The following is a 23,613-nucleotide window of genomic DNA, read 5'->3' on the forward strand; positions in this document are numbered from 1 at the left end:
CGAAGGAGCTCTCACGATGACGGTGACTCCGGATGCCTCTGCCCGCGTGGTGCGCACCGCCTACCAGCGGGCGGTCGCGGACTACTGGAACAACGAGAAGGACCCGGTCAACCTCCGCCTCGGCGATGTCGACGGCCTCTACCACCACCACTACGGGATCGGCGACTGGGACCCGTCGGTCCTGGACGGACCGGAGGAGACCCGGGACGAGCGCGTCATCGAGGAGATGCACCGTCTGGAGTCGGCGCAGGCGGATGTCCTCCTCGATCACCTGGGGGCCATCGAGCCCGGCCACCGTCTGCTCGACTCGGGCTGCGGGCGGGGCGGCACCAGCATCATGGCCCATCAGCGCTTCCGCTGCCGGGTCGACGGTGTCTCCATCTCCGAGTCACAGGTCGCATTCGCCAACGACCAGGCCCGTGAGCGTGGTGTGGCCGGCAAGGTGGGCTACCACTTCCGCAACATGCTGAACACGGGCCTCCCGGCCGGCGCCTTCCAAGGGATCTGGAACAACGAGTCCACCATGTACGTGGACCTGTTCCCGCTCTTCGCCGAGTACTCCCGGCTGCTGGTCCACGGCGGGCGCTACGTCTGCATCACCGGCTGCTACAACGACGTGACCGGTGGCCGCTCCAAGGCGGTCAGCCGCATCGACGAGCACTACACCTGCAACATCCACTCCCGCGGCGCGTACTTCAAGGCACTGGCGGCCAACGGCCTGGTCCCCATCAACGTCGTCGACCTCACCGCCGCGACCATCCCCTACTGGGAACTGCGGGCCAAGTCCTCGCTCGCCACCGGCATCGAGGAACCCTTCCTGACCGCCTACCGCGAAGGCAGCTTCCACTACCTCCTCATCGCCGCCGACCGCATCTGACCCGCAGCGCCCGTACCAGGGAGGGCCCCCTGGGTGATCATGGACGGTGGCGGGTGTGTCCGGCGCTTCCGCGGCTCGTGGCTCCGTAGCGTCGCCGCGTGACCGAAACTTCCCGTCCTCTCTCACGCCCCCTCACCATGCTGCCGAAACGCACCGCGATCGCCTGCGCGGCCGCCGTGCTTGCCCTCACCCTCGGCGCCCCGACCGGCCCCGCCACCGCTGCTGCCGACCCCGCACCCGCCCCGCCCGCCGGGGTGCCGGTGCAGCTCCTTGCCCTGAACGACCTGCACGGCAATCTGGATCCCGTCGAGGGCGCGGCCGGCCGTGTGCGGCGCGGGCGCGACGTCCAGGCCGGCGGGCTGCCCCAACTGGCCACGCTCATGGACAAGGCCCGCACCGGACCGAACTCCCTGAACGTGGCGGCCGGCGACATGATCGGCGGAAGCCCGCTGCTGTCCGCGCTCTTCCACGACGAGCCGACGGTCGACGCCCTCGAAGAACTCGGCCTCGATGTCTCATCGGTCGGCAACCACGAGTTCGACGAAGGGCCGAACGAACTGGGCCGTATCGCCCGCGGAGGCTGCCACCCGGAGGACGGATGTGCTCCCGGTGGCGCCTACGACGGCGCGGCCTTCCCCTACCTCGCCGCCAATGTGACACGGAAGGGCAGCGAGTCGCCGCTGCTGCGGCCCTACATGGTCAAGACGCTGCCCGGCGGGCAGCGGATCGGGTTCATCGGCCTCGTCACCAAGGACGCGCCCGAGGCGGTCAACGCGTCCCAGATCCGAGACCTGGAGTTCCACGACGAACTGCCGGTCATCGAGCGCTACTCGAAGGAGCTCGCACAGCGCGGGGTCGACGCCCAGGTCCTCCTCATCCACGAGGGCGAGTCCGTGAACGGGGTGGCCGGTGCCGGGGACTGCGACGCCGACGGCCCCGCGTCCCGTCTTCGCGGCCGTATCAAGGGCATCGCCAAGGAGGCGTCGAGCGCGGTCGACCTCGTCGTCACCGGGCACTCGCACGACTCGTACGAGTGCACGGTCACCGACCCCGCGGGACAACCCCGGACGGTCACGCAGGCCGACTCCTTCGGCCGCTCCTTCACCGAGCTGAACTTCCGCCTGGGCGAGAGCGGCGACGTCGTCCGCCGATCGGTGCGCGCCGAGAACCACGTCGTACCCGTCGACACCCCGAAGCAGCCCGCGATGAACCGGCTCGTGGAGACATGGCGGGAGCGTTCCGAGGCCGAGGCCAACCGGAGCGTCGGCTACATCTCAGCCGACCTGCCCGGCCGTGGCTCGACCGAGTCCGAGACCCCGCTCGGCAGCCTGCTCACCGACGCTCAGGTGCAGGCCACCCAGGGCTACGAGGCCGACCTGGCCTTCCTGAACCCGGGCGGCATGCGCGCCGACCTGGTGCACAAGGGCGACGGGACGGTCACCTACGCCGACGCGTACCGCACCCAGCCCTTCGACAACCCGCTGTGGACGATGACGCTCACCGGCGAGCAACTGGTCGCCGTCCTGCGGGAGCAGCTCACCGGCACCAACGCCGATGAGCCACGCTTCCTGCAGCTCTCCTCCGCCCTGCGCTACTCGGTCGACCTGAGCCGCGAGGGCGCCGACCGGCTGCTCACCGACACCGTCAGGGTGAAGGGCGAGGCGGTGAAGCCCACCGACAAGTTCCGCGTGACCGTCAACGACTTCCTGGCCAACGGCGGTAACGGCTTCACGACGTTCACGAAGGGCACCGACCGCGACGGCGGCGACGTGACCGACCTAGAGGCGCTGGTGGGTTACCTGAGCAAGAACTCCAGCCCGGAGGACCCGATCGGTCCTCCGGCACGTGAGCGCATCACGTTCGTCGGAAGGTAGCCGACCCGGACGGGCACCCCTGAAACTCAGTACGCCGCCGTGAACCGGGTGCGGTGGTTTTTGGGGCGCTCAGCCTCGTCAAGGAGTGCCACCGCGAGATCCTCCATCGAGAGCGCGGAGACACCGGGAGGGCGGGCTCAGGTAGGCCCAGTCGACGTCGTGGCCGGTGGTGCGGCAGACGTCGAGCTGTTCGTGGACTTTCCCGCGGGCATCGCGGCGCGGGCACAGACCGACGAGGCGTTCCAGGCGGCGGGGCTGCGGCGGGCTCGGCATCGCGCTGCTGCCGTCGTGCCTCGTACCGCGGCTTCCCCGGCTGACGGTGGTGCCGGTGAAGGGCGGGCCGGTCCGCGAGGAGCGTCTTGTATGGAGCCGGACACGGAACTCACCGGCGGCGGCCGCGTTCCTGGATTCGATACCGGGCTGACCGGCGGCGGCCGCAGCGCTGGAGCGCCCGGCACCCCGGGTGACCCGTGTCTCACCAGGGCGGCTCCACTTGTTTATGCAACGAGTTGCATAGCAGGATCGGGGCATGGCGCTAGAGCACGCGATCCTCGTCTCGCTCCTTGAGAAACCGGGCTCCGGCTATGAGCTCGCCCGGCGGTTCGAGCGGTCCATCGGCTACTTCTGGACCGCCACCCACCAGCAGATCTACCGCGTTCTCAAGCGCATGGAGAGCGACGGGTGGATCGACGTCCGCGACGTGCCGCAGCAGGCGCGGCCGGACAAGAAGGAGTACTCCGTCGCCGCCCTCGGGCGGTCCGCGCTCTCGCAGTGGCTGCACGAGCCGATCGAACCCGAGAGCGTGCGACACGAGCTCGCCGTGAAGATCCGCGGCGCGGCCTTCGACGACCCGGTCGCCCTGATCCACGAGGTCGAGCGGCACCGCCAGGCGCACACCGACCGGCTCGCGCGCTATCTCGCGGGGGAGCTGCGTGACTTCACCGGCCCCGACGCGCCCTGCGTGCCCGACGCCGGACAGGAGCTCCAGCATGTCGTGCTGCGCGGAGGCATCGCGTACGAACGGATGACGCTCGCCTGGCTGGACGACGTGCTCGCCACCCTCCACAGGCTCGGCCGCAAGGACTGAACCGGCCTGACGCTCCACCCGCTCCACCTCACCACCCCTCACCGAACCTCCCGATCCGGAAAGGCGAACACCCATGGCCGACCCGCTGCTGTTCAACCCGCGCACCTACGACCCGAAGCACTTCGACCCCGAGACCCGCAGGCTGCTGCGCGCGACCGTCGACTGGTTCGAGGCCCGTGGCAAGCGCCGGCTGATCGAGGACTACCGCGACCGTGCCTGGCTGGCCGATTTCCTCGAGTTCTCCGCCAAGGAAGGGCTGTTCGCGACCTTCCTCACCCCGGCCTCCGCCGCGGACGGGCAGCAGGACAAGCGCTGGGACACCGCCCGGATCGCCGCCCTCAACGAGATCTTCGGCTTCTACGGGCTCGACTACTGGTACGCGTGGCAGGTCACCATCCTCGGCCTCGGCCCGGTCTGGCAGAGCGACAACGCCGCGGCCCGCACACGCGCGGCCGAACTCCTCTCCCAGGGTGAGGTGTTCGCCTTCGGCCTGTCCGAGAAGACCCACGGCGCCGACATCTACTCCACCGACATGCTCCTGGAGCCCGACGGCAACGGCGGCTTCCTGGCCAGCGGCTCCAAGTACTACATCGGCAACGGCAACGCGGCCGGGCTCGTCTCCGTCTTCGGCCGCCGCACCGACGTCGAGGGCCCCGACGGCTACGTCTTCTTCGCCGCCGACAGCCGCCACGAGGCGTACCACCTGGTCAAGAACGTCGTCGACTCCTCGAAGTACGTGAGCGAGTTCCGCCTGGAGAACTACCCGGTCGGCCCCGACGACGTCCTGCACACCGGCCGTGCCGCCTTCGACGCCGCCCTCAACACCGTCAACGTCGGCAAGTTCAACCTCTGCACCGCCTCGATCGGCATCTGCGAGCACGCGATGTACGAGGCCGTCACCCATGCCCAGAACCGCATCCTCTACGGCCGTCCCGTCACCGCCTTCCCGCACGTGCGCCGCGAGCTGACCGACGCCTACGTCCGCCTCGTCGGGATGAAGCTCTTCAGCGACCGCGCCGTCGACTACTTCCGCTCCGCCGGGCCCGACGACCGCCGCTACCTCCTCTTCAACCCCATGACGAAGATGAAGGTGACCACGGAGGGCGAGAAGGTCATCGACCTGATGTGGGACGTCATCGCGGCCAAGGGCTTCGAGAAGGACAACTACTTCGCGCAGGCGGCCGTCGAGATCCGAGGCCTGCCCAAGCTGGAGGGCACGGTCCACGTCAACCTCGCGCTGATCCTCAAGTTCATGGGCAACCACCTCCTGAACCCGGCCGCGTACGAGCCCGTGCCCACCCGCCTGGACGCGGCCGACGACGACTTCCTCTTCCGGCAGGGCCCGGCCCGAGGCCTGGGTGCCATCCGCTTCCACGACTGGCGCACCGCCTACGACACGTACGCCGAGGTGCCCAACGTCGCCCGCCTGCGCGAACAGGCCGACGCCCTCTGCGAGTTCGTCACCACGGCCGCCCCCGGCGAGGAGCAGAGCCGCGACCTCGACCTCCTCCTCGCCGTCGGCCAGCTGTTCGCGCTGGTCGTGCACGGCCAGCTGATCCTTGAGCAGGCACGCCTGACCGGTCTCGACGAGGACGTGCTCGACGAGCTGTTCGCCGTTCTCGTACGCGACTTCTCCGCGCACGCCGTCGAACTGCACGGCAAGGACTCCGCCACCGAGGCCCAGCAGAACTGGGCCCTTGGCGCGGTACGGCGCCCGGTCGTCGACGAGGCGCGCTCGGCACGGGTGTGGGAGCGCGTCGAGGCACTGTCGGGGGAGTACGAGATGGCACCGTAGCCGGCGCCGTCGCGGAGGGGGTCAGGTGGCGAACACCTGGGAGTCGTCGGCGAACGCCTTGAACTCCAGGGCGTTGCCGGCGGGGTCGAGGAGGAACATCGTCCGCTGTTCGCCCTTCTGGCCCTCGAAGCGGACGTACGGTTCGATGACGAACTCGATGCCCGCCGTACGCAGTCGCTCGGCGAGCTTCTGGAACTCGGGGACCGGCAGGATCAGTCCGAAGTGCGGCACCGGGACGTCGTGGCCGTCGACCGGGTTCTGGATGCGCTGAGGGCCTTTCGGCGCGAGGTGGGTGACGAACTGGTGGCCGTGCAGATTCCAGTCCACCCAGGTGTCCGCGCTGCGGCCCTCCTCCAGGCCGAGGACCTCGCCGTAGAAGAGACGTGCCGCGGCGAGGTCGTCGACCGGCACGGCCAGGTGGAACCGGGGGATGGCGGAGTCGGGAGCGGTCATGGCGCTGCCTCCTGTGGCGTGGGCCGAGCGGACCTCAGGCGTTCTGTCACCCCCGGCTGTCAGCCCCGGGCGCAGTCCGGGCACACCCCCCGGTACGTCACCTCGGCCTCGGACACGGTGAAGCCGAAGCGTTCGGAGTCCGGGAGCGCGGCCAGGGGGTCGCCGCCGGGGTGCACGTCGCGGATGGCGCCGCAGCCCGAGCACACCAAGTGCTGGTGGGGATGGTGGGCGTTCGGGTCGTACCGCTTCGCGCGGCCGGTGGACACCTCGATCACCTCGCCGAGGGAGACCAGCTCTCCGAGGGTGTTGTAGACCGTGGCACGGGAGATCTCCGGCAGCCGGGCCGTGGCGCGGGCGAGCACCTCGTCCGCGGTCAGATGGACGTGTTCGCCGTCGAGTACCTCGGCGACCACCCGGCGCTGAGCGGTCATCCGCCACCCACGTCCGCGGAGCCGTCCCAGAAGATCGCTCATGCCTACCAGCCTAACTGTGCGTCGTCTGACGACTGAATTCGTACGGACCCGTCTGTCGTATTGACTTGGACTTGGTCCATCGTAGGATCAGTTCCGGCCGACGGCCAAGGGACAGGGCAACAGCAGGGAACAGCACGTGACTTCAGGAGACGGGTCCGTTCGCCCCGGCATCCGGTACCCCGTTCGCGGAGAAGCAGTCCCGCGAGCGCACCGCTCACGCGCGCACCGGCCCTTGGACGGTGATCACCTCGGCGCCGGTTTCCCGGCCGCCGGGGCTCGTGCCGTCCCCGGGCGCCCCCGACCGATTCGCCGTTCGCAGTTTCTGAGCACCGTGATCCGCCCCGTCCGGAAGGATTCCCATGACTGAGAACCATGACGCGATCGTCACCGACCCGAAGCCGGAAGAGACTGGCGGCTGCCCGGTGGCGCACGGTCGCGCGCCGCACCCGACCCAGGGCGGTGGAAACCGCCAGTGGTGGCCGGAGCGGCTCAACCTGAAGATCCTCGCCAAGAACCCCGCCGTGGCCAACCCCCTGGGCGAGGAGTTCGACTACGCCGAGGCGTTCAAGAGCCTCGACCTGCCGGCCGTGAAACGCGACATCGCCGAGGTCCTGACCACCTCGCAGGACTGGTGGCCCGCCGACTTCGGCAACTACGGCCCGCTGATGATCCGCATGGCCTGGCACAGCGCGGGCACCTACCGGATCAGCGACGGCCGCGGCGGCGCCGGTGCGGGACAGCAGCGCTTCGCGCCGCTCAACAGCTGGCCGGACAACGTCAGCCTCGACAAGGCCCGCCGTCTGCTGTGGCCCGTGAAGAAGAAGTACGGCCAGAACATCTCCTGGGCCGACCTGATGGTCCTCACCGGCAACGTCGCCCTGGAGACGATGGGCCTCAAGACCTTCGGCTTCGCCGGTGGCCGCGCCGACGTGTGGGAGCCCGACGAGGACGTGTACTGGGGCCCCGAGACCACCTGGCTCGACGACGAGCGCTACACCGGCGACCGCGAGCTGGAGAACCCGCTCGGCGCTGTCCAGATGGGTCTCATCTACGTCAACCCCGAGGGCCCCAACGGCAACCCGGACCCGGTCGCCGCGGCCCGCGACATCCGTGAGACCTTCCGCCGCATGGCGATGAACGACGAGGAGACCGTCGCGCTCATCGCGGGCGGCCACACCTTCGGCAAGACCCACGGCGCGGGCCCGAGCGAGGCCATCGGCGACGACCCCGAGGCCGCGCCCATGGAGCAGCAGGGCTTCGGCTGGAAGAACTCCCACGGCACCGGCGTGGGCCCCGACGCGACCACCAGCGGTCTCGAGGTCATCTGGACCACCACCCCCACGCAGTGGGGCCACGACTTCTTCAAGCACCTCTTCGAGTACGACTACGAGCTCACCCAGAGCCCGGCGGGTGCGAACCAGTGGGTGGCGACGAACGCCGAGGCGACCGTCCCGGACGCCTTCGACGCCTCGAAGAAGCGCCTCCCGATGATGCTCACCACCGACCTGTCGCTGCGCTTCGACCCGGTCTACGAGCAGATCTCGCGTCGCTTCTACGAGAACCCGGACCAGTTCGCGGACGCGTTCGCCCGTGCCTGGTACAAGCTGACGCACCGTGACATGGGCCCGATCGTGCGCTACCTCGGCCCGGAGGTGCCCTCCGAGGTGCTGCTGTGGCAGGACCCGCTCCCGGCGGCCGAGGGCGAGCCGATCGACGCCTCGGACATCGCATCGCTCAAGGAGCAGATCCTCGGCTCGGACCTCAGCACCGCGCAGCTCGTCTCGGCGGCCTGGGCCGCGGCGTCCTCCTTCCGCGGCAGCGACAAGCGCGGCGGCGCCAACGGCGGTCGCATCCGTCTGGAGCCGCAGCGCAGCTGGGAGGTCAACAACCCGGACGACCTCGCGCACGTGCTGCGCACGCTCGAGGGCATCCAGTCGTCCTTCAACTCCGGTGCCAAGAAGGTCTCGCTGGCCGACCTGGTCGTCCTCGGCGGCTCCGCGGCGGTCGAGAAGGCGGCCAAGGACGCGGGCGTCCAGGTTGAGGTGCCGTTCACGCCGGGCCGTGTCGACGCCACGCAGGAGCAGACGGACGTCGAGTCGTTCGCCGCGCTCGAGCCGACCAACGACGGCTTCCGCAACTTCGCCGGCAAGGGCAACCGCCTGCCGGCCGAGTTCCTGCTGATCGACAAGGCGAACCTGCTGACGCTGAGCGCGCCCGAGCTGACGGTCCTCGTCGGCGGTCTGCGCGTCCTCGGCGCGAACCACGCCGGGTCGAAGCACGGCGTGTTCACCGACAAGCCGGGCACCCTGTCGAACGACTTCTTCGTCAACCTGCTCGACATGGGCACGACCTGGAAGTCGACGTCCGCGGCACAGGACGAGTTCGAGGGCCGCGACGCGAGCGGCGCGGTCAAGTGGACCGGTACCCGCGCCGACCTCGTCTTCGGCTCGAACTCCGAACTGCGCGCGCTCGCCGAGGTCTACGCGAGCGATGACGCGAAGGAGAAGTTCGTCAAGGACTTCGTCGCGGCCTGGGTCAAGGTCATGAACCTCGACCGGTTCGACCTGGTCTGAGTTCTCTGATCGGTACGTCCGGGTCCGGCCCACATGGGCCGGACCCGGACGCTTTTTCAGATGTCCAGGAGGCGGCGTGCGTCGACCGGCATCCCCGTGGCGAAGGAGCGGTTCGCGGCGAGGCCCGTGGCCAGTGAGCGGGCTCCGTCGACGGCGTCCGCCGCCCGGCCCAGGGAGTCCGTATCTCCCGGGGCGCGCTCGCCGAAGAGATCGGCCAGCATGCGCACGTCCCCGCCGCCGTGGCCGCCCTCGCCTGAGGGCACCTTCACTTCCCGCGGCTCCTCCCAGAAGCGGCGCAGCAGGAGCTGGGTGCGCCCGGCCTCGTCGCCGACCGCCGCACCGTGCATGACGGCGCTCGCTCCCTCGGTCCGTACGTCGGGGCGCGTCCAGGTGGACTCCTCCACGAGGAGTTCGACGCGTCCCTCGCTGCCGTTGAAGGCGATCCGATAGCCCTCCCATGGTGCGTACGCGGTCAGGTGGTACGTGAGGGTCGCGCCGGAGGAGTAACGCACCAGGACCGCCATGTCGTCCTCGATGCTCACTCCGGGCCCGAACACGTTCTGGTCGCGGTGGTAGCCGTCCTCACCCTCTGCCTCCAGGTACAGGGCGCTGAGCACGGACGAGTCGGCCAGGCGGATGGCGAACGGGTCGTCCTCGGCGGCGGGGGAACCGTGGGCGCGGGTGTAGTCACGGGCCAGGCCGCGCCGGGTGCCCGCCTCGTCGCCGTAGAAGAAGAGCCCGCCCTGGGCGTAGACGGTCTCGGGCCGCGCGCCCACCCACCAGTTGACCAGGTCGAAGTGGTGGGTGGCCTTGTGCACCATCAGGCCACCGGAGTTCGCCTTGTCGCGGTGCCAGCGGCGGAAGTAGTCCGCGCCGTGCCGCAGGTCGAGCAGCCACTCGAAGTGCACCGAGCCGACCTCGCCGATCGAGCTGTCCGCCAGGAGCTCGCGCACGGCCGAATGCACAGGGTTGTAGCGGTAGTTGAAGGCGACCCGGACCTCACGGCCCGTGCGGCGCTGTGCGTCGAGGATGCGGCGGGCGCGCTCGGCGGTCGTGGTCATCGGCTTCTCGGTGACCACGTCACAGCCCGCTTCGAGGGCCCGCACGATGTAGTGGTCGTGGAGGTGGTCGACGGTGCAGACCACGACGAGGTCGACGCGTTCACGGCGCAGCATCTCCTCGAAGCCGTCCGCGGAGTACGTCGGTACGGGCGGGCGGCCGGGGTGGGCGGCCTCGATCCAGGCGTTGTGGACGGCCATGCGGTGCGCGTTGACATCGCAGAAACCGGCCAGCTCGCTCCGGTCCGCGTAGGGACCGGCGAGCGCCTCGGTGAAGAGCTGGGCGCGGGCGCCGAGTCCCACCACGGCACAGCGGCGACGGCGCGCGGCGTCGATGGGCATGCGTGAATCCGTTCAGGAGATTGAGTGTGCGGATAGCCGGATGTGGGCGTCGCGGGGGGAGGTGGTGAGCGCGCGGCAACGTTCGCCGTCCACATCATTGAGTCGTTTCAGTTCGTTTCAGTTTTCGGCTCCGGGGTCTTGTCCTGACATTCCCGCGGTGCCTAGGGTCGGCACCGGTGCAAGCGCTTTCTAAGCTCGTTCGAGGAGACCGTATGTCCTCCACTTCCACCCGTCTACGGGCCGCTGTCGTCGGCACGGGCGGCATCGTCACCGGAAGTCATCTGCCCGCCCTGCGGGCCCACTTTGACCGGATCGAGCTGAGAGCCGCCGTCGACGTCGACCCCGCCCGGCTCACCGCGTTCCGCGCCGAGGCGGCGGCCAGGGACATGGACGTCGAGGGCTACGCGGACTTCGACGCGATGCTCGACGCGGTCCGCCCCGACCTGGTCCTGATCGGCACCCCGCCGTCGCTGCACCGGACGCAGACCGTGGCCGCCCTGAAGGCGAGCGCCTGGGTGCTGTGCGAGAAGCCGCTGTGTCTCTCGCTCGCCGAGTACGACGAGATCGCCGCCGCCGAGGAGGCATCGGGAGCGTACGCGTCGGTGGTCTTCCAGCACCGCTACGGCTCGGGCGCCGTCCACGCCCGCGAATTGATCGCGAGCGGTGAGCTCGGTGCGCCCCGGGTCGCGCACTGTCAGACCACCTGGCACCGGGACAGCGCCTACTACGCCGTGCCGTGGCGCGGCCGGTGGGAGAGCGAGGGCGGCGGCCCCACCATGGGGCACGGCATCCACCAGTTCGACCTGCTCCTGCACCTGCTCGGCGACTGGACCGAGGTGCGTGCCATGGCGGCCCGCCTCGTGCACGACACCGAGAGCGAGGACGTGTCGACCGCCCTGGTGCGGTTCGAGAGCGGCGCGCTCGCCACCGTCGTCAACAGCGTCCTGTCCCCGGACGAGGTCAGCCGCATCCGCGTCGACTGCGCCGACGCGACACTCGAACTCACCCATCTCTACGGCCACTCCAACGCCGACTGGGTCTACACCCCGGCCCCGCACGTCGACGCCGGGCGCACGGACGCCTGGCGCACCCCCGCCACCGACGTGCCCAGCTCGCACGCCGCGCAGCTCGGCGCCCTCCTCGATGCCTACGAGCAGGGCGTACGGCCACCGGGCAGCGGCGCCGACGCCCGCCGCACCCTCGAATTCGCCGCCGCGCTCTACAAGTCGGCGTTCACCGGACAGCCGGTGCTCGCGGGCGAGATCGCGTCCGGCGACCCCTACTACCCGGCCATGCACGGCAGCCACCCCGACTGGAGCCCCACGCGATGACGATTCAGGTCACCCACACCCACGGCGAGCGGATCACGGTCCGGTCGGGCGATGTCGAGCTGCTCAGCTACGTCTACGCACCGGACCCGGACGCCTTCGAGGCCCGCAAGCCCTACATCCACCCCCTGCGCACCCTGGCCGGACACCAGGTCTCGGGCTACCGGCCGAACGACCACCGCTGGCACAAGGGCCTCCAGATGACCGCGAGCCATCTGTCGGGACAGAACTTCTGGGGCGGCAACTGCTATGTCCACGGCGAGGGTTATCTGCGCTTGCCGGAGCGGGTCGGGTCCATGCGCCACGACGGGTTCCCCGCCATCGCCGTGGACGACGAGCGCCTCCACTTCACCGAAGAGCTCACCTGGATCGAGAACGGCGGCCAGGAATGGGCCAGGGAAGAGCGGGACATCACCGTCCACTCGGTCGACGAGGACGCCGGGTCCTGGGCCCTGGACTGGTCGATCCGGCTGACCAACATCCGTGACGAACCGCTGCGCTTCGGCTCGCCGACCACCGCGGGCCGCGAGATGGCCGGATACACCGGCCTGCAGTGGCGCGGTCCGCGTGACTTCACCGGCGGCGCCGCCTTCGGCCCCGACGACGACAAGGACGCGGACGGTCTTATGGGTACCCAGGGCCCCTGGCTGGCCTTCACCGCCGAGCATGACGACGTCGACGCGCACTCGACGCTCGTCTTCGTGCACAGCCCGGAGAACGCGGACGGGATCCACGACTCGCACTGGTTCGTACGCTCCGAACCCATCCCGACCGTCGCGTTCTCCTGGGCGTTCTTCGAGGAGTTCCAGCTGCCGCCCGGCGCGTCCTTCACCTACCGCTACCGCGTCGTGATCGCCGACGGCGCCTGGGACCGCGACCGCGTCGCCACCCACCTGAAGGGACTGACATGGTGAGCCTCCCGCACCCCCTGCCCGGAGCCGTCGGCCTCTCGCACCTCAGCGCCTACGAGTGGGAGGCGGCCGACGGCCTGTGCGGCGGCAGTCCGCATCTGCACCTGGTCTGCACGGAGGCGTACGTCGTCACCGGTGGCCGCGGCGCCGTCCAGACGCTCAGCCCCGACGGCTGCCGCGATGTCCCCCTGGAAGCGGGCTCCGTCGCGTGGTTCACGCCCGGCACCGTCCACCGCATGGTCCAGGGCGGCGACCTGCGGATCACGGTCCTGATGCAGAACAGCGGCCTGCCCGAGGCCGGGGACGCCGTCTTCACCTTCCCGCCCGACGTGCTCGCCGACCCCGAGCGGTACGCCGCCGCGGCACGGCTCCCCGCGAAGACCGGCCCCGAGGCGGAAGCAGCCGCGCGCAAACGCCGTGACCTGGCCGTCGAGGGATACCTGCCGCTGCGGGACGCGCTCAGGGCCGGGGACAACGGCCCCTACCTGGAGTTCCAGCAGGCCGCGGCCCGGCTCGTGCGGGACAAGGTCCCCACGTGGCGCGAGCTGTGGCGGGCCGGCGCCCTTGCCACCGCCGAGCGCACCGGCGCCCAGCTCGACGCCCTGGAGTCCGGCAGCCCCGACTACCTCGCGGGCTCGGGATCGTACGACAGCCGCCCTTCGCGCCTCGGCGGCTACGGCATGTGCGGGCGCCGCGACGAGTACGAACTGCCGGGCACCACGCTTCCGTACCACGGCGAGTAACCGCCCCCATTCCTAGAAGCGCCCGTCAAGAATCCAGAGAGGAGAGGTGTCATCGGCATGCCCGGAAGCAGGACAAAGTGGTCCTGCGCAACGGTCGCGGTGCTCACGCTCAGTGCGCTGCTCACCGGCTGCGGCGGCTCGGACGAATCGAGCGGCGGCGGCAGGACCGTTCTGCGCTACACCTGGTGGGGCAACCCCGACCGGGCGGCCCGTACGCAGGAAGCCGTCGCGCTGTTCGAGAAGGAGCACCCCGGGATCACGGTGCAGACCTCGTTCGCCGGCTACGAGGCGTACAAGCAGAAGCTCGCCACCCAGGCGGCGGGAGGCGACGCCCCCGACGTCATGCAGCTCGACTACCGGCAGATCGACCAGTACGCGTCCGGTGGCATCCTGCTCGACCTCGGAAAGCAGAAGAAGGCCCTGCGCACCGACGACATCGACGCGGGGCTCCTCGCCACCGGCGTCGTCGACGGCACCCAGTACGCCATCCCCCAGGGCCGCGGCACCGAGACCCTCGTCTACGACGCCAAGCAGTGGAAGGCGGCCGGGGTGGCGCCCCCGCGCAAGGGCTGGACCTGGGACGAATGGGCCGACGCCATGCGGCAGTTGGCGAAGAGGACCGGGAAGCCGGGCTCGGTCGACCCCGGACAGAGCGAGGACTGCTTCGAGGTGTGGCTGCGCGGCCAGGGCAAGGCCCTCTACACGAAGGACCGCCGACTCGGCTTCACGGCCGACGACCTGACCCGCTGGTGGACCTTCACCGACAAGCTGCGGCGCGAGGGCGCGGTGTCCGCCGCCGAGCAGACCACCCAGCTCGACGGGTCGGTGGAGAACCAGCCGCTGGCCCGAGGCAAGGCGATCGCCGACTTCAACTGGGACGCGCCCGCCAGCGGATACACGCCCATCGTGGGCCAAGGGCTGACGCTCGCCCCGATGCCGTCCGGCGCGGACGGCACACCCGGCCAGTACTTCAAGCCGTCGATGTTCATGGGCGCCGCCGCGAGCACCGAACACCCGGAGGAGTCCGCCGAGTTCATCGACTTCATGATCAATGACGAGAAGGCGGCGGCGATACTCGGCGCCTCCCGCGGCATCCCCGTCAACGAACAGATCCGCGACGAACTCGGCCCCGAACTGAAGGACTTCGACAAGACCGTCGCCGACTACCAGGACTCCGTCGACGGCACTCTCAAGACACCGCCGCAGGCCCCGCCGAGCGGCGACAACTCCCTGCAGACCACCTTCCAGCGCGACTACGACCAGGTGTCGTTCGAGCAGATGACACCCCGCGAAGCCGCGGAGGACTTCATCACCGAGGCGAAGGCGGAGCTGAGGTAAATGACCACCACCACCGGCATACGCGCTGAAGCCGCGCGGACCAAGACCCCCGCACCACCGCCGAAGCAGCCCGGCAGGCTCCGGCGCGAGGGCGCCGCCTGGGTGTTCCTCTCGCCCTGGGTCCTTGGCGCCGTCGTCCTGACGCTCCTTCCGATGGCCGTCTCGCTGTATCTGTCCTTCACCGACTACGACCTGTTCAACACCCCGCGCTGGGTGGGCTTTCGCAACTACGTCCAGATGTTCACCGAGGACCCGCGCTACTGGCGCTCGGTCGGCGCGACGCTGATGTACGTCGTGATCGCCGTGCCGCTGCAACTGGCGCTCGCGCTCGCCGTCGCCCTCGCCCTGAAGTCCATGAAGCGCGGCAAGTCCTTCTACCGCTCCGCCTTCTACGCCCCTTCGCTGCTCGGCGCGTCCATGTCGATCGCCCTGGTGTGGCGGGCGGTCTTCAACGACGGCGGCACCGTCGACAACCTCCTCTCCGACATCGGCATCCACACCGGCGGTTGGGTCAACAAGCCCGGCTGGGCGCTGCTCGCCGTGGCGCTCCTGACGGTCTGGCAGTTCGGCGCCCCCATGGTGATCTTCCTGGCGGGCCTCCAGCAGATCCCCGTCGAGCTCTACGAAGCCGCCGCGGTGGACGGGGCGAGCCGCAGGCGGCAGTTCGTCTCCATCACCCTTCCGATGCTGTCACCGGTGCTCTTCTTCAACCTGGTGCTCCAGACCATCCAGGCCTTCCAGGTCTTCACGCCCGCATTCGCGGTCAGCGGCGGCAAGGGCGGACCCGCCGACTCCACCCTCTTCTACACGCTCTACCTCTACGACCGCGGCTTCGTCGCCTCACACATGGGCTATGCCTCCGCCATGGCCTGGGTCCTGCTGATCGCCATCGGAGCCGTGACCGCGGTGCTCTTCCGCACCTCGCGCTCCTGGGTCTTCTACGCGAACGAGGGGGAGCGATGACCACCACCACTGCCACCACCGGGGGCCGGCGGTCCTTCCCCTGGCGCCGCGTCGCACTGCACGCCGGATGCCTGGCCGCGCTCCTGGTGATGCTCTATCCGCTGGCCTGGCTCGTCGCCACGTCGCTCAAGCCCGCCGAAGAGGTGATCGCGAGCCTGAATCTGCTGCCGAGCAAGCTGGAGTGGTCGAACTACTCGACCGCCCTCGACGGCGTGGACGACGTGTCCGTCGGTCGGCTGCTCTCCAACTCCCTGCTGATCGCGGGCGGCGCGGTCCTCGGCAACGTACTCAGCTGCTCGCTCGCGGCCTACGCCTTCGCGCGGCTGCGCTTCCGCCTCCGCGGGCCGCTCTTCGCCTTCATGATCGCGACGATCATGCTGCCGCACCACGCCGTCCTGATCCCGCAGTACATCATCTTCAACCAGCTCGGCATGGTGAACACCTACTGGCCGCTGATCCTGCCGAAGTTCCTCGCCACCGAGGCCTTCTTCGTCTTCCTCATCGTGCAGTTCATGCGCGGCCTGCCGCGCGAGCTGGAGGAGGCGGCCAGGATCGACGGCTGCGGACCGTTCCGGAGCTTCTTCCTGGTCGTCCTGCCGCTCACCAGGCCCGCGCTGATCACCACCGCCATCTTCACCTTCATCTGGACCTGGAACGACTTCTTCACCCAGCTGATCTATCTCTTCTCGCCGGAGAAGTTCACGCTGACGCTGGCCCTGAGGTCGTTCGTGGACGCTTCGAGCCAGTCCGCGTTCGGCCCGATGTTCGCCATGTCGGTGATCGCGCTCCTTCCGATCGTGCTGTTCTTCCTCGCCTTCCAGCGCTTCCTCGTCGAGGGCATGGCCAACTCGGGGGTGAAGGGATGAGCGCCCGGACCCGCGAGACGGGCGAGATGTTCGGGCCGCGGATGACCCTGTTCGCGGACGTCCTCGCACTCGGCGTGGTCACGGCACTCGCCTGCCTGCCGCTGATCACCGCTCCGGTGGCGCTCTCCACCGCCTGCGCGGTGGTGCGCGGCACCGGCGAGGGCCAACCCGCCACGGTGAGGCGCTACTTGGCGCTCCTCCGTGACCGGTTCCGTGCCGGTGACCTCGCCGCGGGGGCGGTCGCACTGGCCGGGGCGTCGCTGCTCGCGGCGGACCTTGCGCTCGCTGGGGCGGGGCTGCCGGGTGCCCGGGGCTTCGCCGTGACGGCGGCGGCGATCGGGGCGTGCGCCGTGGTCGTGGGCCTGCGCGCCTGCGCCCGTCCCGAAGCGCTCAGCGACTGGCGCGCCGCGGTGCGCGGAGCCGCCGGTGAAGCGGCGCGGGACGTGGGCGGCAGCCTCCTGGCCCTGCTCGCCCTCGCGGCCGCCGTGCTGTGCGCCTGGATGATGCTGCCGCTCGCGTTCCTCGTGCCGGGACCGCTGGCCCTGGCCCTCACCGCCATCGATGTACGCAACGTACGCATGCCCCATGGGGAGACAGCATGATAGCCCGCAGGACTTTCCTCGCCACCTCCGCCACCGCCGCGGGGATGGGGGGCCTCGCCGCGGGCTCGGCGGCAGCCGCGTCCGAACCGCCGCGCCAGGACCAGGACTTCGTCGACTTCCTCACCGAGGCCGCCGACGCGCGCGCCGCCTCCGTCATCGACGGGTACGACGACTACATCACCGATCTGCGCGACCAGGGGAAAGCCCGCGCCGCCGCCCGCAGCCTGCGCACCCTCACCTCCGTCCACGTGCACCCCGGGTCGCGGTACCACCACGACGACGCGCTCCTGGCTCCGCTGGGCGGACTCGCGCAGGCCCTCGCCGACGAACAGTTCGACGACGGTCTCTGGGACCAGGGCGCCGTCCATTCGCCGCCCGACACGGCCTTCTCCATCGTCGACCTCAACATCGCCCACGCCCTCCTCGACAAGGACGGCGAACGGTCGACCGCGAAGCTGCGGGCCACGGTCGAGCGGATCCTGCGCAAGGCGGGCCCCGGCCTTGCGAACGGCGGTGTGCACACCGCCAACCACCGCTGGCTGGTGTGTTCCGCGCTCTCCCGTATCCACCGGCGCTGGCCCCACCCGTCCTATCCCCGGCGGATCGACGCCTGGCTCGCGGAGGGCATCGACCAGCTCCCGGGCGGCGAGTACAGCGAGCGCAGTCCCACCTACTCGGCGGTGGTGACCAACCCGGCCCTGCTGACCATCGCCCGCTTCCACGACCGTCGCGACCTGTACGCACACGTACGGGACAACCTCACCGCCTCGCTCTACGTCACCGAGCCCAACGGCGAGGTGGAGTCCGTCCATTCGCGACGCCAGGACCAGGCGGCGCTGCGCCACCTGCCCGAGTTCTGGCTCCAGTACCGGGAGTTGGCGATCCGCGACGGCAACGGGACGTTCGCTGCGGTCGCCGAGCTGCTGCGGGAGCGCGGCACCGGGCAGACCTTCGGCGAGACCCCGCCGGGGGACCGGCTCGCCGAGGTCCTCGACCGCCCCGAGCTCGCGCGCGAACTGCCGTCCGTGAAGGCCCTGCCGACCGACTTCGAGCACCACGACGACAGCTGCCGCCTGGTGCGTGTGCGCCGCGGGGAGCGGACGGCGAGCATCTTCGGCGGCACGGACCTGCCCGAGGTGCACGCCATCTCGTCGGGCCTGTCCACCAACCCCACGTTCTTCAAGATGCGCAAGGGCGCCGCGATCCTCGACTCGCTGCGGCTCGCCCCGCGGTTCTTCTCGCTCGGACCCTTCCGGTCCGAGGGCCTTGAGCGGCGGGGCGACGCGTGGCGGCTGCACGCGGAGGTCCGCGCGGCCTTCCACCAGCCACTGCCCCGGCGCCACCGGCGCAAGGACGGGCTCTACCCGCTCACCGACGACGGCCGCTTCTGGTCGGCGATGGACTTCCCGCACCGGCCCAAGGAGTACCGGGCGCTGCGCACCGAGATCCTGGTGCGCGAGACGGACGACGGCGGCTGGGACCTGTCCTTCGACGTGTCGGAGTCCGCGGTGCCGCTGGCCCTCGAACTGTGCTTCCGGCGGGGCGGTGAACTCTCGGGGGAGGGCCTGGAGCCGGTCGCCGGAGCCGATGACACCTACCAGCTCGTCAGTGGCGAGGCGACCTACGCGGTCGGCGACGACCGGATCACCTTCGGCCCCGGCAACGGGAAGGGCGGTAAGCAGCCGCCCGTGGTCGAGCCGGGGGAGCGCTACACCTGGATGAACGGCTCCCTCACACCGGACGGCATCCGGGTCCTGATCACCGGCCGCTCGCCGCTGAGGTATCGGATGACCCTGCGCTGACGTGTTCGGGCGACTCCGGGCGGCGGGCGAGGAAGACGAGTTCCCTGCCGGGGCGGTCGGGGGCGTCACGGATCTCGTCCACCACGTATCCGTGGGCGGCGAGCGAGGCGGTCACTTCGTCGCGTTCGCGGAAGGTGAGGGTCTAGCCGGTCGCGGCCAGGACGAAGGTGTGGCGGAAGGACACCAGCGGCAGGCTGACGCCGGTGACGTCCACCCAGGTCTCGACGTCGCCGATGCCGTCGACGGTGACCGTGCGGTGGGTCGCGGCCAGTGAGGCCGCGGCCGGCTCGACGTCACGCGCAGCCCGCGGTGGGCGAGGGGCAGCGCGAAGGTGCCCGTGCCGCACCCCCCGTCCAGCACCTGACGTGGTTTCAGTTCGCTTGCCAAATCGGCGTATACGTCCCCCTGAGGGAGCAAGGTCGCGTCGCCGTGGAACCACCGCACGCGCGCGCTGCCGGGCTTGGCGCGGGCGACATCGAAAGGTCGCTGCGGTCCGCCTCCAGCGGGTCGTAGAGCGCCGCAAGCCTCGGAGTCTCGTCCGCTTTGTCCGCCACACCCGGCAAGCTAGCAACCGCAACGGCAACGGCAACGGCGGTGGAGGCACACCTTTTCCGTGCCTCCACCGCCGTTCCCGACGCGTTCTACCGGTTGACGGTCAGCTCCTGGATGCCCGCGGGCTTCTTCGCGTCCTTGGACGTGAACGTCACGCGGACGTAGCGGGCCGTGGCGCCGCCCGGGTCGGCCGTCTTCCAGTGCTTGCCGTCGAGCGAGGTCCGCACCGTGTGCTTCGTCGGCTTCACGTCCGTCCAGCGCGGGGTGATCTCGGCGATACGGGCGACCTTGCCGAGGTCCGCGGTCAGGGTGGCGCGGGCGGTGTCGGGGACCCAGGCGGTGGCGGTGTTGCCGTCGAGTGCGGCGTCCGCGTACTGGCCCGGCTGCTCCGAACTCGCCTTCGCGTCACGGCACCTGGCGAGGTTGTCGGTGGGCTCCAGGTCCGGGCGACGGGTCTTGATGTGCGCCGGAGCCCCCTGGCTGACGACCTGCTTACCCTGCGGCGTCTCGATCTCGAAGGGTTCGCCATGGGTGAGGCGCACCGTGGTCTCGTGGGCGCCGATGGCGATGTCGTACGTACGGCCCTGCCAGTGCAGGGAGTTGAGCTTCACGCCCTGGGAAAGCTGCGGCGGCAGCATGGGGTCGAGGTGCACACTGTTCTCGCGCATCCGCTGCCCGGTCAGGCCGTTGGTGAAGACCTGGAGGAAGCCGCCCTGACCGGTCGTGAAGTTCTGCGCCGGGGAGCCCGACAGCGGGTCGGATGCCCCCGCCTTGTCGCCGCGCGCCTCCGAGAAGAGGTCGAACGGGCCGCGTACGAAGGGCCGGATGGAACGCGTCAGGTAGGTGTACGCGGAGCAGCCGGGCTCGCCGATCGCGGCGGCGTCGATGGCGTGCACCGAGTCGGTCATGGCGGGGCCGTCGGGGTCGGTGCGGGCCGCGTAGTAGTCGAGGGTGTTCGTGGCGGCCTTCTTCGACATCGGCCACTCCAGCGGGTACATCAGCAGCACGGTGTCCGCCTGCTTGATCACCGAGCCCTTGTAGCCGTCGTACTGCTGGAAGACCTGCTTCTTCTTGTCGTAGGGGATGCGCAGCTTGTCGGCGACGGTGTTCCAGTTCGCCGGGGCGTCCTTGCCGAGGATCTTCGCGGCGTGGCTGGCGGTGCGCAGGGTGGTGGCGGCTCCCGCGTTGGTGAAGACGCCGTCGTCGACGCCGTTGCTGTACTCGTCGGGGCCTGCGACGTCCTTGATGGAGTAGCTGCCGTCGGCGTTGCGCGTCGCGCGGTCGGCCCAGAACTCGGCGATCCCTTGGAGCACCGGCCAGCCGCGGGTGCGCAGCCACTGGGTGTCCTTGGTCGCGAGGTAGTACTGCCAGGCCGCCAGGGCGATGTCGCTCTGCAGGTGGTTCTGGGTGCGGCAGTGCGGCGGGTCCACGCTGTGGCACTCGGACTTGAGGTCGCCCTTGCTCGCGCTGGTCCAGGGGTAGAAGAGGCCACGGTGGCCGAGCTTCTTCGCGTTGGCGCGGGCGCCGTCCCGGGTGCGGTAGCGGTAGTCCAGCACGGACTTGGCGAGGTCGGGGTGCGCGGCGAGCAGCGCCGGGTACATCCAGGTCTCCGCGTCCCAGAAGACGAGGCCCGCGTAGTTGTCGCTGCTCAGGCCGGTGGGGGAGATGCTGTTGGCCGAGCCGGGGCGGGTGCTGGAAAGGAGACCGTACTGGGCGGACCGCACCCACGACTGGAGCTCGCCCCGGTCGCTCTGTCGGGGCACCTCGATGTCGCCGCGCCACAGCTTGCGCCAGGCGGCGGTGTGCCCGGCGAACAGCGCGTCCCATCCGCGCCCTGCGGCACGCTGCGAGGCCGCGACGGCGTCGCGCTCGGGGGAGCGGGAGGTCAGCGCGGTATCGACGCCGACGTACTTGGTGAACTCGTAGGTCCGGCCGGACCGGACAGGCAGTCCGAGGGACCGGTGGGCACTCAACTTGTGGGCAGGAGCTGAGGTTTGTTCATTTCCTGTACGCACGCCATGCCCGGCGCGGAGCGTCGAGGCGACCGTCCCTTCGGTCTTCGTACCCTCGGTGCGGAACCCCACGGCCATGGTCTGCCCTCCGGAGCGGGCGCCGCCGCCGGTGGCGGTCACACGCCGGGCGCCGCGTCCGTCGATGCGGTCGGTGACCTTCGCGTCGCCGTCCCAGTGCGGGGTCATGCGCAGGCGTACGGCGCCGACGTGGGGATTGTCGCGGTCCGCGAGGACGTCGTAGACGAGGTCGGTGGCACGGCCGTCGGCGGCCGTCCAGGTGAGCTCGGTCCGCACCAGGCCGCGGCGCAGGTCGAGGCTCTGCCGGTAGTGCGAGATCCGGGAGGCCGGGGTCGCGGAGGTGAACGTCTCGGACTCGGGACCTCCGGTGGACACCGTGAGCGGGCTCCAGGTGGGGATGGCCGCGGCGACCTGGCGGTTCTCGGTGGTGTCCTTGTTGTGCGCGTACAGCCCGGAGACGAACGAACCGTCGTAGCGGCGGCTGAACAGCGGCCATCCGGTCTTGGCGTCGGAGGCGGTGTAGCCCGTTCCGTTGGGTGCGACGCGCTGGCCGAGATAGCCGTTGCCGACGAAGGCGTGGTACGTGTCCTTGGCGTCGATACGGGTCGACGTCAGCGTCCAGTCGTCGTCAAAGGACGCGGGCGTCGTCGGCCTTTCGGCTCGCGGGGACGCGATGTCGGCCGCCGCGGTGGGGGGAACGGCTGCCGCAAGCACACCCACGAGGAAGGGTGCGATGAACCGGGCCGTGCGGGGGAGGGACCTCATTGTGCTCCGTTGCGGGGTCGCCGGGGAAGGTCAGGCGACCATAAAGATGTGAACGGTCCGCGTCAATGAATCGCGCGCTGTGTTGAAGAATCAAACGAACCGGCGAGTAGGTCCTGCTCCTTCGAACCGGCGAGTAGGCGCTGCTCCTTCGAACCAGCGGGTAGGTCCTACTCCTTGGTGCCCCGGGCCCACAGCGAGCGCACATGCCCGAGATGGCGGGTCATGCACTGTTCCGCCCCTTCCGCGTCACCCGCCACCATCAGGTCGAGGAGCTCGATGTGCTCCTGTGCCGACGGGATCAGCCGGCCGCGCTCGTCCAGTGCCGTCAAGCCGTAGAGGCGGGAGCGCTTGCGCAGGTCGCCGACGGTTTCGACGAGGCGGTCGTTGCCGCCGAGCGCGAGCAGGGAGAGATGGAACCGCCGGTCAGCTTCGAGATAGCCGATGAGGTCGTGCTCCCGTGCCGCGCGCACGATCTCGTCGGCCACGGGGCGCAGCCGTTCCAGCTCCGCGTGTGACGCGGACCGGGTGATACGGCCGATCATCGGGACCTCGATGAGAGTACGGATCTCGGTGTACTGGTCGAGGTCGCGTTCGTTGACCTCGGTGACGCGGAAGCCTTTGTTGCGGACCGGTTCCACCAGGCCCTCGCGGGCCAGATCGAGCATCGCCTCGCGCACCGGCGTCGCGGAGATCCCGAAGTCCTCGGCGAGTACGGGCGCCGAGTAGACCTCGCCGGGCCTCAGTTCGCCCGATATCAGCGCAGCCCGCAGATGGTGGGCGACCTGATCGCGCAACCGCTCCCGGGGAGTGACGAGGGTGCGCTGTGTGAGGTGCCCCATGGTGGTGATCCCTTCGTGGCCCCGCAGGCCGTGGCCCACGCGCCCGCCCCGAGTGGTGCACCAGCGTACAAGGTCACCTTGTTCTCACCCCAGGATCCGGTGCGCCGTAAGAGCCCACGAGCAGGGTGAACACCCGGGTGCGGCAAGGGAGTTGTGATTCACCCCGTGTCTGAGGGGTTGTCAGTACCATTTCACATTACTACGTTACGCATCACATGGCGCGGCCCGCTCTCCTCAAGTAGCCCCAGCTGCCTGGCAGTTAAGGCAGAAGGCCGCCGCGTCGTGCGCGCACGCACCGCTTGCCCCACCTCTGCCCCACCTCCCACACATCAGGAGCCTGTC

Annotated in this window: 20 protein-coding genes; 14 read left to right on the forward strand and 6 right to left on the reverse strand. The window is 70.0% G+C overall.

What is annotated here, in order from left to right:
* Positions 1–16: 16 nt before the first annotated feature.
* The 5 genes from ACWGI2_RS33535 to ACWGI2_RS33555 all read left to right on the forward strand — a co-directional run bounded on the left by ACWGI2_RS33535 (position 17) and on the right by ACWGI2_RS33555 (position 5,633).
* Entirely contained in the window at positions 17–877 is an 861-nt protein-coding gene (locus ACWGI2_RS33535) for a geranyl diphosphate 2-C-methyltransferase (protein WP_453398525.1), read from the forward strand.
* Positions 878–975: 98 nt separating this feature from the next.
* On the forward strand, positions 976–2,751 hold the full coding sequence (locus ACWGI2_RS33540; protein WP_453699546.1) for a bifunctional metallophosphatase/5'-nucleotidase: 1,776 nt from the start codon (positions 976–978) through the stop codon (positions 2,749–2,751).
* Between the two features lie 322 nt (positions 2,752–3,073).
* Entirely contained in the window at positions 3,074–3,175 is a 102-nt protein-coding gene (locus ACWGI2_RS33545) for a hypothetical protein (RefSeq protein ID WP_453699548.1), read from the forward strand.
* A gap of 105 nt (positions 3,176–3,280) precedes the next feature.
* A complete protein-coding gene (locus ACWGI2_RS33550; protein ID WP_453699550.1) occupies positions 3,281–3,838 on the forward strand; it encodes a PadR family transcriptional regulator in 558 nt (185 codons plus the stop codon).
* 73 nt (positions 3,839–3,911) lie between these two features.
* Positions 3,912–5,633: an acyl-CoA dehydrogenase family protein gene (locus ACWGI2_RS33555; RefSeq protein WP_453699551.1), complete on the forward strand. Its 1,722-nt coding sequence runs from the start codon at positions 3,912–3,914 to the stop codon at positions 5,631–5,633.
* Between the two features lie 21 nt (positions 5,634–5,654).
* Here ACWGI2_RS33555 and ACWGI2_RS33560 read toward each other — a convergent pair whose 3' ends face one another.
* Positions 5,655–6,086: a VOC family protein gene (locus ACWGI2_RS33560; RefSeq protein ID WP_453398520.1), complete on the reverse strand. Its 432-nt coding sequence runs from the start codon at positions 6,084–6,086 to the stop codon at positions 5,655–5,657.
* A gap of 59 nt (positions 6,087–6,145) precedes the next feature.
* Entirely contained in the window at positions 6,146–6,559 is a 414-nt protein-coding gene (locus ACWGI2_RS33565) for a Fur family transcriptional regulator (RefSeq protein ID WP_453699553.1), read from the reverse strand.
* Positions 6,560–6,918: 359 nt separating this feature from the next.
* Here ACWGI2_RS33565 and katG point away from each other — a divergent pair, with 359 nt between their 5' ends.
* Positions 6,919–9,132 carry a catalase/peroxidase HPI gene (gene katG / locus ACWGI2_RS33570; protein WP_453699554.1) on the forward strand — a complete coding sequence of 738 codons (2,214 nt, stop codon included), beginning with the start codon at positions 6,919–6,921 and terminating at the stop codon, positions 9,130–9,132.
* A gap of 56 nt (positions 9,133–9,188) precedes the next feature.
* On the opposite strand, the gene ACWGI2_RS33575 is transcribed toward katG, so the two are convergent.
* Positions 9,189–10,532 (reverse strand): Gfo/Idh/MocA family protein, encoded by a 1,344-nt coding sequence (locus ACWGI2_RS33575; RefSeq protein ID WP_453699556.1) that lies wholly within the window; start codon positions 10,530–10,532, stop codon positions 9,189–9,191.
* A 212-nt stretch (positions 10,533–10,744) separates the two neighbouring features.
* Between ACWGI2_RS33575 and ACWGI2_RS33580 the strand changes: the two genes are divergently transcribed.
* Genes ACWGI2_RS33580 through ACWGI2_RS33615 form a run of 8 tightly spaced genes read left to right on the forward strand, consistent with a single transcriptional unit; the run spans position 10,745 to position 19,085 of the window.
* A complete protein-coding gene (locus ACWGI2_RS33580) occupies positions 10,745–11,863 on the forward strand; it encodes a Gfo/Idh/MocA family protein (protein ID WP_453699557.1) in 1,119 nt (372 codons plus the stop codon).
* Complete coding sequence (locus tag ACWGI2_RS33585) at positions 11,860–12,774, forward strand: DUF6807 domain-containing protein (RefSeq protein ID WP_453699558.1); 915 nt, start codon at positions 11,860–11,862, stop codon at positions 12,772–12,774. Before ACWGI2_RS33580 ends, ACWGI2_RS33585 begins: the two co-directional genes overlap by 4 nt.
* The gene (locus tag ACWGI2_RS33590) at positions 12,768–13,514 is read left to right on the forward strand and encodes a cupin (protein ID WP_453699560.1); all 747 of its coding nucleotides are present in this window, start codon (positions 12,768–12,770) and stop codon (positions 13,512–13,514) included. The genes ACWGI2_RS33585 and ACWGI2_RS33590 overlap by 7 nt, the downstream gene beginning before the upstream one ends.
* A gap of 57 nt (positions 13,515–13,571) precedes the next feature.
* Complete coding sequence (locus tag ACWGI2_RS33595) at positions 13,572–14,852, forward strand: ABC transporter substrate-binding protein (RefSeq protein ID WP_453699561.1); 1,281 nt, start codon at positions 13,572–13,574, stop codon at positions 14,850–14,852.
* Positions 14,853–15,815, forward strand: coding sequence for a carbohydrate ABC transporter permease (locus tag ACWGI2_RS33600; protein WP_453398512.1), 963 nt, complete (start codon positions 14,853–14,855; stop codon positions 15,813–15,815).
* A complete protein-coding gene (locus ACWGI2_RS33605) occupies positions 15,812–16,681 on the forward strand; it encodes a carbohydrate ABC transporter permease (protein WP_453398511.1) in 870 nt (289 codons plus the stop codon). Before ACWGI2_RS33600 ends, ACWGI2_RS33605 begins: the two co-directional genes overlap by 4 nt.
* Entirely contained in the window at positions 16,678–17,283 is a 606-nt protein-coding gene (locus ACWGI2_RS33610; RefSeq protein WP_453398510.1) for a hypothetical protein, read from the forward strand. The genes ACWGI2_RS33605 and ACWGI2_RS33610 overlap by 4 nt, the downstream gene beginning before the upstream one ends.
* The gene (locus ACWGI2_RS33615) at positions 17,280–19,085 is read left to right on the forward strand and encodes a hypothetical protein (protein WP_453398509.1); all 1,806 of its coding nucleotides are present in this window, start codon (positions 17,280–17,282) and stop codon (positions 19,083–19,085) included. The genes ACWGI2_RS33610 and ACWGI2_RS33615 overlap by 4 nt, the downstream gene beginning before the upstream one ends.
* 142 nt (positions 19,086–19,227) lie before the next feature.
* Here ACWGI2_RS33615 and ACWGI2_RS33620 read toward each other — a convergent pair whose 3' ends face one another.
* From ACWGI2_RS33620 to ACWGI2_RS33630, 3 genes are all read right to left on the reverse strand, one after another.
* Complete coding sequence (locus ACWGI2_RS33620) at positions 19,228–19,431, reverse strand: hypothetical protein (protein ID WP_453699562.1); 204 nt, start codon at positions 19,429–19,431, stop codon at positions 19,228–19,230.
* A gap of 295 nt (positions 19,432–19,726) precedes the next feature.
* Positions 19,727–22,432, reverse strand: coding sequence for a discoidin domain-containing protein (locus ACWGI2_RS33625; RefSeq protein WP_453699564.1), 2,706 nt, complete (start codon positions 22,430–22,432; stop codon positions 19,727–19,729).
* A gap of 167 nt (positions 22,433–22,599) precedes the next feature.
* The gene (locus ACWGI2_RS33630) at positions 22,600–23,271 is read right to left on the reverse strand and encodes a GntR family transcriptional regulator (RefSeq protein WP_453699565.1); all 672 of its coding nucleotides are present in this window, start codon (positions 23,269–23,271) and stop codon (positions 22,600–22,602) included.
* Positions 23,272–23,613: the final 342 nt, after the last annotated feature.

Source organism: Streptomyces sp. NPDC054866 (assembly GCF_053610745.1).